The organism is Streptomyces sp. NPDC002499, from assembly GCF_053595415.1.
Genome location: NZ_JBSFXO010000005.1, coordinates 337,829 through 348,398, shown reverse-complemented (window position 1 = coordinate 348,398; position 10,570 = coordinate 337,829). Strand labels below are relative to the sequence as shown.

The following is a 10,570-nucleotide window of genomic DNA, read 5'->3' as shown; positions in this document are numbered from 1 at the left end:
ACTAAGAGACCATCTCGTTTGGTTGCACCGGTATTCGCTGGGTCACGGTGGGGATCGTTGAGCGGCTGGTGCCGGACGCGCTGCGGGAGTTGTTCCAGCGGGTGGTGCCGGAGGCGCCGTCGCGGCCGCAAGGTGGTGGCCGGCGGCGGCACGGTGACCGGGAGGTGCCGGCCGCGATCGTGAGATGATCTCTAAGCGCTTGCTCAGCCTATGTCGGTCGAAGTTGCTCATCGGTCACCCGGTCTGTCCAGAGGCCGAGTCTGTGATCCAGCGCCCTTCGGCGGAGTCGTGCACGTACGCCGGCCTCCCCCTGGTCCCGCTCGTGCGGAACGGCTTCCCGCCGTCCGTGATCCGCACCGTCCCCGTACGGCCCCCGGCGCTCCACTCCAGCTCCAGGTACCAGCGGCAGTCGCAGGCCGCCGTCCGCACGGAGACCAGCAGCTCCTCGGGGTCGGAGGAGGTGACCTTGTACGGGAAGGAGACGGCCGGGATCTTCCGGACCTCGGCGCCGGAGGCGTCAAGGCCGTCGACGGGCCTCGCGAGCGGGCGCGGCCGGTCGAGGTCCACGGCGAAGTGGCGCGGGGTCACGGCGCCGCCACAGCCGTTGTCCATCCGGTACGCGTTCCACGGCAGCGGCGCGGCGCGGTCGACCACGCGCACGTGCAGGGCATGGAGAACGACGGCGTCGGACGGCGACCGGCCCTGGACCGTGATCCGCACCAGCGCCTCCCCGCCGTGCACCGCACCGTGCGTCCCGGCCCACGCCCCGGAGTCGGCCGCGACCGGCGGCGGGGCGACCGCGCGGGGGGCCCGGTCCACGAGGTAGGTGTGCCCGCAGCCGCCCTCCCAGAGCTGGGAACCGATGCTCCAGGTGAAGGGGAGGGGGGCCGCGGTCCGCCCCGGAGCGGTGGAAGCGGGAGCGGGGGCGGAAGCCGTACGGGTGGGGTGGCCGAGCAGGGCGGCGGCGAGGGCGAGCACGGCGGCGGCGACGAGGAGGGGAGCGGGGGCGCCACGACGGAGGCGGGCGCGGGGCGCCTTCGGGGCGGGCGGGTCCGGGGCGGGGCCGGGGCCCGGTTCCGGCGCGGACGGTTCCGGGCTCGATTCCGGCGCGGCCGACACGGTCGGCACAGGCGTGGGCGCGGGCGAGGCCGCTCGGCGGCGGGCGCGGTCCGCCTCCGTCCAGGCCGCCTCCAGGGCCCGCCGTTCCTCCTCGTCCGACCCGCACAGCAGGGCGAGGCGGTCGACCACGGCGAACTCCTCCGGGACGGTCGCGCCCGAGCAGTAGCGGTGGAGGGTGGACGCGCTGACGCTCAGCCGTCGGCCCAGCGCCTCGTAACTCCTCCCGTCCCGCGCCTTCAGCGCGCGCACGAGCCCCGCGAACTCCTCGACGGCGGCGTCCTTCGGCATTCCATCCCCCTCGACCCTGCGTCCCATCCTTCACGTCCTTGCACGTCAGCGGGGGTGGAATGGTTCCGGGACGGCTGGTGGGCGCGTGATCGTTGCAGCCGGCGGGCGCCGGCCCCACGCTGGTTGAGCACTGACCGAACGAACGACCTGACGGGGGATCCACCACCATGAACAAGCTCCGCACCGCACTCGCCACCGCAGCCACTGCCGCACTTGGCCTCGCGGCCCTCGCCACAGCCCCGGCGCAGGCCGCTGCCCAGCCCGCCTTCCTCGCGGCCTCCCAGATGCCGCCGTCGTCGACGCCGTGGACCGCCACCCAGGTCTTCACCGGCGTCCCGGAGAACGGCGGCGTCCTCTGCGCCCCGTACAAGATCCCGGCGCAGAACACCCGCTACCGCGAGTTCAGCACCGAGCTCGACACCAACGGCGTCCAGGTCACCACCGTCGCCCGTACCGAGGCCGACGCCGTGAAGCTGGTCGACACCCTCCGCGGGGCCCTCGCCGGCTGCGGCCCCCTGCTGGAGCAGCAGAACCCGGGCCTGCAGGCCGTCAGCGCCTCCCACGGCAAGCTCGCCGTCGAGGAGGGCGCCTGGGTCTACAGCCTGGACACCGCCGACCCGCAGATCGGCATCTCCGACATCCACCTGTTCTCCGTCGGCCGCGACGGCCGCACCGTCACCCTCGTCCGCTGGGGCCAGATGGGCGACCTCAAGGACGCCCCGCTGACCGCCTTCCGCACCACGACGAAGACTGCAGTCAACAAGCTCCACTGACCCGGGGGCTCCCCCGAGGGCTGACCACAGCGCGACAGCGGCGCGGCCGGAACCCGGGCGCGCCGCTGTCGAACCCACCTGCTCCGCCGGCGGTGACCACTTCCTGGCCTTCACCAGCATCGCCTGCACCCTCATCTGCCACCGCAGACTCGCCAAATGAAATGGTCTCCACGTGGTGCGGGTCAGTACCCCCGGAGGCTCACGCACCGGCTCCCGCCGAGGCGGGCGGGCCGGCTCACAGCGCCGCCAGCACCTCCTTCGCCGCCCGCTCGCCGGAACGCACCGCCCCGTCCATGAACCCGTTCCAGTACGTCGACGTCTCCGTGCCGGCCCAGTGGATGCCGTCGACCGGGGTGCGCAGGGCGGTGCCGTACTCGGTGAGGACGCCCGGTGGGGCGTAGGCGACCGGGCCGCCGCGGGTGAAGCCCTCGTTGTCCCAGCGCTGGAGGACGAAGGAGGTCGGGGTCCTGGCCTTGTCGCCGAAGTAGGTGGCGTAGTCCTTGAGGACGGCCGCCTTCACGTCGGCGACCGACGCGGCGTCGTACTCGCGCATCTCGTCGGCCTCGATGAAGCCCATCAGGGCGCCGTAGGAGGCGTCCGGCGGGGAGTTGTCGAAGGTGGAGCGGACGGCGCCGGTGTCGCTGACGACCTGGCCGTTGAGGCCGTCGGCGCGCCAGAACGGGGTGTCGTAGACGGCGATGGCCTTGCCGATGGAGCCCATCGGGAGGCGCTGGCCCAACTGGTCGCGGGCGGCCGGGAGGAGAGGGTCGAAGGTGATGCGGCCGGCCAGCGGGGGCGGTACGGCGACCACGACCTTCTTCGCGGTCACCGTCACACCGTCCGCCGTCACCACGTACTTGGCGCCGGACTTCGTGATCGAGCGCACCGGCGCGCTCAGCACCACGCGGTCGCCGAGGGTGGCCGCGAGCTTGATCGGCACCTGCTGGGAACCGCCGACGAAACGGGACTCCTGGGCGCCGTTGGCGGTGTCGGTGAGGCGTTCCAGGGTGCCGGGGGTGGACTCGTTGCCGGCGGCGGCGATGTAGAACAGCACGAAGAGCAGGGAGAGTTCGCGGGGTTGGGCCGAGAAGATGGACGTGGTCGCCACGTCCAGCAGGAACTTCGCCGACGGCACGATCGCGTTGGCGTTCAGCCAGCTCTCGAAGGTCTGCTTGTCCCACTCGGCGGCCTTCGCCGCGGTCCAGGGCGCGTTCACCGGCACCTTGGTCGCCATGTCGTCGAGCGCGGCCTGCACGATCGCGGCGTTGGCCAGGCCCGCCACGTCGATCGGCGGGACCGAACCGAGGAGTCCGTCGGTGGCGTACGGGGTCTTCTTGCCGTCCTTGTAGAGCAGGTTCTTGCCGGTGTTGTACGTCGTGAAGGTCGCGACGCCGAGCGAGTCGGCCAGCGCCTTGATGCGGTCCTGGGTGGGGCCGATGAACTCGCCGCCGCCCTCGGTGACCCCGCCATTGGCGAGCGCCAGGTTCACCACCCGGCCGCCGACGCGGTCCCGGGCCTCCAGGACGGCCACGGTCTTGCCGGCGGCGACCAGGTCGCGGGCCGTCGTCAGTCCCGCGAGCCCGCCGCCGACGATGGCGACGTCCACGTCACGGGTGGCGGCGGCGGCCGTTCCCGCGGCGGTGCCGGTGAGGGCGACGGCTCCGGCGGTGGCGGCCGCGCCGCCGATCAGGGAGCGTCGGGAGAGCGATAGCTGTCTTTCACGTGCCACGTGCGTCCTCCGTCGATGAGCGAGAGGTGGGCGGAGCTGAAAGATGCGCACCGGGTGGGGGAACGGGCGCGAAAAGCTGAGCAGCGCTCACATTCTGGACCCATGGCGGGGCGCGGTACAGCTCCTTGGCCACATCCGTCTCGGACGTAACAGGAGTCGCAGGTCGGGAAGTTGACGGAACTTACTTCTCGGTACGGGACCGGTTTCTCACGACCGCGTGCGCCGGCGGTCCTTCACGACGGCCTTCGCGATCTTCTCCGCGTCGATGGCCATCTCGCGGAGCATGCCGCTGATGGGGTTGGTGAAACCGGTGAAGTACAGGCCGGGTGCCTGGCTCGGGGTGCGCGAGCCGTGCACGACGGGCTTGCCGCGCTCGTCGAGTACGTCGAGATGGCCGACGAGTTCTTCCAGTCCGCGCGCGTAACCGGTGGCCGCGACGACCGCGTCCGGCGACAGAAGGCTCCCGTCGGCGAGCGCGACCTTCCCGTCCTCGAAACCGGCGACGGCGGCCACGACCTCGACCCGGCCCTTGCGTACGGCGTTGATCAGACCGACGTCCAGGATCGGCACGGAGCCCTCCTTGACCCGGCTGTAGAGCCCGGTGTCCGGTCTGGGCAGCCCGTGCGCCGACAGGTCCGGGATGCTGAGCTTCGCCATCGGCCGGGCCAGCCGGTCGACCAGACGGACCGGCAGCCGTCGTACCAGCACGCTCGTGTACTGGGCGGCCCAGCCGGCCGTCGAGCGGCGCACCATGTGCGGGGTGGTGCGCACGGCGAGCCGCACGCGCGAGGCCCCGCCCTCGACCAGATCCACGGCGATCTCGGCACCGGTGTTGCCGACGCCCACGACCAGCACGTCACGGCCCGCGTACGGCTCGGCGTTGCGGTACGCGCCCGCATGCAGGAAATCGCCCTTGTACGTGTCGAGGCCGGGCCAGTCCGGGACGTTCGGGGTGTGGTTGTAGCCGGTGGCGACGACCACGGCGGCGCCGGTCAGTTCGCGACCGCCGGTGGCGTGCAGCAGCCAGCCGTCGCCGTCCGCGGAACGCTCGACGCGGGACACCTCCACGCCGGTGACGATCTCCAGCTCGTGGTGCTCGGCGTACTTCTCCAGGTACCGCACGACGTCGTCCCGCGACACCCACCGCCCGAACCGGCGCGGCATCGTCAGCCCCGGCAGGGACGACAGGCGCCGGGTGGTGTGCAGGTGCAGCCGGTCGTAGTGCCGCCGCCAGGACGCGCCGACGTGGTCGGACTTCTCCAGGACGACCGCGCGCATACCGCGGGCGCGCAGCGCGTACGCGACGGCCAGGCCGCCTGGACCGCCCCCGATGACGTATACGGGGCGGTTCGTGTGCGTGGGTGCGGCGGCTGGTGCGGACGCTGTGGAGTCGGCCATGAGCGCGAGCGTAATCACGCGCCCCGTTGATGGGTCTCGGTCAAGAGGGGAATTGGTTGCGGATTGATCACGGGTGTAGGAGGAGTGGGTGGGATGTGTGGCGTAGAGCACTAGGGCCCTCGGCTAGGGGCGGCCGGTCACCGCGGCGAGGGCCGGCGCGGAGACGGGTCTGGCCCGGCCGCTCGGCCAGAGGAGGCCGTCGGGGGTGCGGACGACCACCCATTGGCCGGGGGCGGGGAGGCCGATGACCTCGACGGGTACGGGGTCTTCCGTGCCGAAGGGTGGGTCGCCCCCGTTGACGCGGGTGGCGTAGAAGCTGTGGGGCAGCGTCAGACTGAACTCCTCGGACCACAGCACGACGCGTGGGTGCGGGGCTTCAGTGATCGATTCGATGTCGTACTCGTCGTACTTGGAAGGCTCGATGTAGGCCTTCAGCAGCATGCGGGTGATCGGCAACGCCGGGAGTTGGAGGAACCGGCGCAGGCGGAAGAAGATCCAGGCGACGTTCACGGAAGCGATCAGGATCGACAGGCTGATGACGGCGAGGAGAAGAACGACGACCAGCGCGATCTTGCGCCAGTAACTGTGCCCGTCCCAGGCCAGCAACTGCACGAACAGGCTCACGGACGCCGCGCAGCCGAGCAGCGACGCCAGCGCGAACCACGCCTCGCGCGTAAGCCTGCGGTACACCCGGTCGCGAGACTTCAGGACGGTGTGGGTGCCCTCGGTCTGGGTCGGCCGCACCGCGGTGGGCCAGTTCCCGGCGGTCCGTGCCCGCTCGAAGCCGGCCAGTTGCTTCGCCGACCAGGTCACTGTTCCCGTGCCGCCGGGAAGGGCGAACTGTACGTCCCCGGTCGGTGCCACCGAGGCGACCGGTCGGACCTGCTTCCGACGGAACCTGAACCGTTCCTCGGTGAACCACCAGCCCTGAACCTGACGCCTGCCTCCGGCCACGACCAGCTCGTCCCGGTGCACGGTCAGCGTCCCCGCCGGTTCGGTCAGCAGGACGTGCAGCACTCCGCTGAAGTGGCTCTCGACCAACGGGCGTTCGCTCACGCCGTGGGCGTTGGTGAACAAGGGCCGCAGGTCCGGCGAGCCGGCGACGGCGGCCGTCTCCGGTACCCCCTCGTCCACCCCCGCCCGCCGCGCCAGCGGTACGTTCCCCGCCCGCCCCTCCGTCTTCATCTCCGGATGCTGACCCGACCCCCGCATACGGTCGTCGACGTACCGATAGACGTCCTCGACCGTCACGTACCCGTCCGCACCCACCGCCCCGTGCCGCAGCCCCGCCACCAACGCGGCGGTGAACGGGCTCGGTTCACCCTCGCCGGCCGCATCCGCCGCCGTCTCCAGCAGCCCGCACCCGGTCATCACGAACCGCCCCCGGCCGGCGAACCGGGCCGCCGCCTCGTCTCCCTTGGCCGTGGCCGCCCGTCCGCTGAAGCAGCAGTCCAGGACGACGACGATCGCGCGGGCCGCGCAGTCGTCCATCAGCTCGTTGACGTACGACTGCCGGACCGCGCGGGTGCGCAGCCAGTCGACGGTGGTGTCACGGGTGCACAGGTGCAGCCGGTTGTGCAGGTCGAGTCGGCCGTGGCCGCTGTAGTAGAGGAGCAACTGCTCGCGTGCGGTGGCCCGGTGGAAGAAGGTGAACAGCGCTTCCTGGACCTGCTGGGCCGTCCCGTCCAGGACCGAGGTCACCTCCCAGGGCAGCCCGGCCTCGGGGTCGGTGAGCGCGGCGCGCAGTTCCGAGAGGTCGTTCGCCGGGCCGCGCAGCCGCTCCAGCGCCGGTTCGTCGGGGAACTCGGCGTTGCCGATCAGCAGGGCGCGGTACGCAACGGGGGCCTCAGTCACCGGAGTTGCCCGCCTCAGCCAACGGAGTCGCCGTCAGGCTCCGGCTCCGCCTCCGGCTCGTCCGCCGCGCCCTGCCCGGCGGAGCCCGTGGCCGCCCGCAACCCGTGCTCCAGCGCTGCCTGCAACGTGGCGTTGTCCGCCGTGGACGCCGTGGCAGTGAACTCGCCCTTCTCGCCGTTCACTTCCCAGGCGAGGTGGACCGTGCGGTCGCGGTCCCGTACGAGCCAGGCCTTCACCACCGCCACCACGCCGGCGACCACGGCCGGGCTGAGCAGCAGGGCCACATCCGGCAGCCAGCCACCCTTCGTGCCGGGCCGGACAGCGGTCGTCCGCCCGGTCACCAACGGCGTCTGCTGCCCCAAGTCCTCGTGCAGCAGCCGTACTTGGGACAGCCATCTGTCGTCATCGCCGTCGAAGCGATCGCTGGTCGCCGCGACCGACACCCGTAGTTCCTCCACTTGTACACCACCCCCAGCGGGAGCGTACTAGGGCGCGGTCGTACGACGCGTCAGATCACAGCGAGCCGGTCCACCAGCAGTTCCGCCCTCCGCTCCGCGTCCCCCGGCGGCAGCCGTCCCGCCCGGGTCAGGGTCGCCAGTCCGTGCAGGGCCGCCCAGAACAGCTCGGTGAACAGTCCCGGGTGGACGCCTTCCCCGGCGACCTCGGCGAGCGTCTCCAGCAGGGCGGCGAAGGCGTCCTTCAACGGCGCCGGGGTTTCCTCGGCCGCGAACGCCAGGCCGCCGTCGAGCTGGAACATCGCGTCGTAGACCGCCGGATTGCGCTCGGCGAAGTCGAGGTAGGCGCGGGCGAGGGCGGTGACCCGGGCGCGCGGGCCGTCGGCGGCGGAGGCCGCGGCCCGCAGCGCCGCGGCCATCTCGGACGCGCCCTCCAGGGCGACCGCGCCGATGATCTCGCGTTTGCCTCGGAAGTGGCTGTAGAGGACGGGCTGGCTGTACTCGATGCGCTCGGCGAGCCGGCGGGTGGTGACCGCGTCCCAGCCCTGCCGCTCGGCGAGTTCGCGGGCCGTCGCCACGATGAGGCGCTCGCGGACGGCCCGTTCGCGCTCCTTGCGTTCCTGTACCGACATGACTCGATCCTAGCATCGCTAGACAATCAAGCGGCAGTAGGTCTAGCGTTGCACCATCGGCTAGCAACGCTAGATTCGAAGCCGGCAACACTGGATTCCTGAAGGGGCAGTCATGCTGAACGCGCTTGAGATCGGCACCACCGTGATCGTCGGCCTGATGGTGGGCGTGGAGTTCTCCGTCGCCTTCGTCATCAACCGGATCCTCAACGCCCTCCCAGACGACAGCAACCAACTCGGCCGCGCCCACGGGGGCCGGATGCTCGGCGCCGTCATGCCGTTCTGGTACATCGGCTCGCTCGTCCTCGTCGCGGTCTGGGCCGTCGCGGGACGCGACCACGACGGCGTCGGACTCGTCGTCACCGCCGGCGCGCTGCTGATCGTCAGCGTGGTCATGTCGGTCCTGCTGCTCGTCCCGATCAACAACCGGGGCAAGACCTGGACCCCCGAGAACCGGCCCGCGGACTGGAAGGAGCAGATGAACCGCTGGGACCGCTTCCACTACGTCCGCGTGGCCGTCATCGTCGGCGCCTTCGCCCTGCTGGCCGCCGCCCTCGCCTGACCGGACGGTGCTACTTCCGCGCACCCCGATGCCCGGTCACCTGGGCGATCCACTTGATGAAGTCGCCCGGGTCGGTGTTCGCGCCGTGACCCTCGTCCCAGTAGTAGAGGTGGTTCACGTCGTCGCCGAGGTTGTCCAGGCGGGCCGCCAGATTCGCCGACACCGTCAGCGAGGTGTCCGAGTCCTTGGTGCCGAGGCGGATCCACCAGTGCTTGGAGCGCTTGGAGTTGACCTTCTCCACCAGGTGGTACATCGGGTTCATGAGGTGCAGCAGCTCGGGGATGTCGCTCGCGACCCGCTTGCCGCTCAGGCCCGTCGAGTCGTTCTTCGCGCCGTACGCCGTGAAGTGCCGGGCCAGGGTCGTGCCCGCGCCGAACTCGTTGTTCTCGCCGGCCGACAGGTCGAAGGCGTCGAAGGCGGGGGCGTCCTTCTTGCGGGCGCCGACATGGGTGAGGAAGTCGGCCCAGGTGAAGGTGGCCTTGCCGCCGGACCAGGTGATGAAGGTGTTGGCGGCGAGATAGGTCTCGCGGGCGGAGTCCGAGAGCGCTGCGAGGTACGTCGTCGCCGACGGCTCCAGGTACTGCTCGACCAGGTACGCGTCGAGGTTGCGGGCGTTCAGCGGCCCGAAGCCGCCGAGGCCACGCAGCTTCAACGAGGCCTGGTACTCGGCGAATTGAGCCCGCAGTGCCTTCGACACCGTCTGGTCGACCTGCTTGCCGGTGTTGAGGTCGTTGCCGCCCCAGTTCCACTCGTAGGAGCCATCGGCGTGCTCCAGGTCGGTGATCGGGCACCAGGCGCCGGTCGCGAAGATCGCGTCGGAGGCGTCGGCCGCGCCGATCTCCTTGAGGTACTTGTCGTAGATCGGGCTGTCACCGGACGCGCCGAGCAGCGAGGACAGGGCGCCACCGGCGCTCGTACCGGCGGAGACGATCCGCTCGACATTGCCGGGGATACGGCCCTTGTTGGCCTTCACATACCGGACCGCGGCCTTGAGGTCGACGATCGCGGCGGGGGCGGTGCCGTAGTACTCGCCGCTGGAGCTCTTGAGGGTACGACCACGGGCGCCGGGCTCGATGACGACGTAACCGGCGGCCAGGGCGAGGAGTTGGTTGCCGGCGGTCGCGCCGCCGGTGGCGTTGGTGTTGCCGTTGGCACCGGGCGCCGAGGCGCTCGCGGAGGCCGAGGAGCTGGGCGCACCGCTGGGTGCCGCGCCGCCCCCGCCCATCGCCGAACCCCCGCCGCCGACCTCGGTCGCGTCCGCCACGGAGGCGGGCAGATAGCCGCCGATGGAGTTCGCGAGCAGAATCGGGGCGTTCGCTGGGTCGACCGTCTCGCCGTCGATCTCGACCGGGGCGCTGACGATGAGCGACTGGTAGGTGGCGTCCACCGGGTTCGCGACGTACGTCATCGCCTTCCAGAAGTGGTAGACGACCGTGTGCTCGTCACCGTCGGTGTCCGTGACGGTCTTGGTCAGCTTCGTGTAGCCGTCCGGGTCGAAGACCAGCGCGTCCGAGGAGGAGGACGCCGCGGACGCCGAGGACTTCGCGTCGCTCGCGTTCGCGCTGAGTGCGATGCCGCCGACCGCCGCGACACCGGCGGTGGCGCCGAGCCCCATGACCACTGTCCTGCGCTTCACTGCCCTGTGCTTCACCGTGCTGCCTCTCGCCGCTCCGACGTCATGGCCTGACTTCCTGGCCTGACTTCCTGGCCTTGCGCTTGCGAACGTAAGTGGTCGCGAACAAAATCGTCAACAATCTGCGGTG

The 10,570-nt window shown here is 71.1% G+C and carries 9 protein-coding genes and 1 pseudogene; 3 read left to right on the top strand and 7 right to left on the bottom strand.

The window, feature by feature from the left end; all coding sequences use genetic code 11:
- Positions 1 to 32 precede the first annotated feature (32 nt).
- Positions 33 to 182, top strand: a pseudogene (locus ACWD5F_RS15695) (IS5/IS1182 family transposase); the annotation flags it as partial.
- Between the two features lie 52 nt (positions 183 to 234).
- On the opposite strand, the gene ACWD5F_RS15690 reads toward ACWD5F_RS15695, so the two are convergent.
- A complete protein-coding gene (locus tag ACWD5F_RS15690; RefSeq protein WP_451254636.1) occupies positions 235 to 1,407 on the bottom strand; it encodes a helix-turn-helix domain-containing protein in 1,173 nt (390 codons plus the stop codon).
- Positions 1,408 to 1,574: 167 nt separating this feature from the next.
- Here ACWD5F_RS15690 and ACWD5F_RS15685 point away from each other — a divergent pair, with 167 nt between their 5' ends.
- Complete coding sequence (locus ACWD5F_RS15685; RefSeq protein ID WP_451254634.1) at positions 1,575 to 2,180, top strand: hypothetical protein; 606 nt, start codon at positions 1,575 to 1,577, stop codon at positions 2,178 to 2,180.
- Positions 2,181 to 2,415: 235 nt separating this feature from the next.
- Here ACWD5F_RS15685 and ACWD5F_RS15680 read toward each other — a convergent pair whose 3' ends face one another.
- From ACWD5F_RS15680 to ACWD5F_RS15660, 5 genes are all read right to left on the bottom strand, one after another.
- Positions 2,416 to 3,909 carry a flavin monoamine oxidase family protein gene (locus ACWD5F_RS15680; protein ID WP_451254632.1) on the bottom strand — a complete coding sequence of 498 codons (1,494 nt, stop codon included), beginning with the start codon at positions 3,907 to 3,909 and terminating at the stop codon, positions 2,416 to 2,418.
- 207 nt (positions 3,910 to 4,116) lie between these two features.
- Positions 4,117 to 5,307, bottom strand: coding sequence for a flavin-containing monooxygenase (locus ACWD5F_RS15675; RefSeq protein WP_451254630.1), 1,191 nt, complete (start codon positions 5,305 to 5,307; stop codon positions 4,117 to 4,119).
- Positions 5,308 to 5,430: 123 nt separating this feature from the next.
- A complete protein-coding gene (locus ACWD5F_RS15670) occupies positions 5,431 to 7,161 on the bottom strand; it encodes a caspase family protein (RefSeq protein WP_451254628.1) in 1,731 nt (576 codons plus the stop codon).
- Positions 7,162 to 7,175: 14 nt separating this feature from the next.
- The gene (locus ACWD5F_RS15665; RefSeq protein WP_451254626.1) at positions 7,176 to 7,619 is read right to left on the bottom strand and encodes an effector-associated constant component EACC1; all 444 of its coding nucleotides are present in this window, start codon (positions 7,617 to 7,619) and stop codon (positions 7,176 to 7,178) included.
- Between the two features lie 50 nt (positions 7,620 to 7,669).
- Positions 7,670 to 8,248 (bottom strand): TetR/AcrR family transcriptional regulator, encoded by a 579-nt coding sequence (locus tag ACWD5F_RS15660; RefSeq protein WP_451254624.1) that lies wholly within the window; start codon positions 8,246 to 8,248, stop codon positions 7,670 to 7,672.
- A 112-nt stretch (positions 8,249 to 8,360) separates the two neighbouring features.
- On the opposite strand from ACWD5F_RS15660, the gene ACWD5F_RS15655 reads away from it, so the two are divergent.
- The gene (locus ACWD5F_RS15655) at positions 8,361 to 8,807 is read left to right on the top strand and encodes an anthrone oxygenase family protein (RefSeq protein WP_451254622.1); all 447 of its coding nucleotides are present in this window, start codon (positions 8,361 to 8,363) and stop codon (positions 8,805 to 8,807) included.
- A 10-nt stretch (positions 8,808 to 8,817) separates the two neighbouring features.
- Here ACWD5F_RS15655 and ACWD5F_RS15650 read toward each other — a convergent pair whose 3' ends face one another.
- A complete protein-coding gene (locus ACWD5F_RS15650) occupies positions 8,818 to 10,422 on the bottom strand; it encodes a subtype B tannase (protein ID WP_451255105.1) in 1,605 nt (534 codons plus the stop codon).
- Between the last annotated feature and the right edge of the window lie 148 nt (positions 10,423 to 10,570).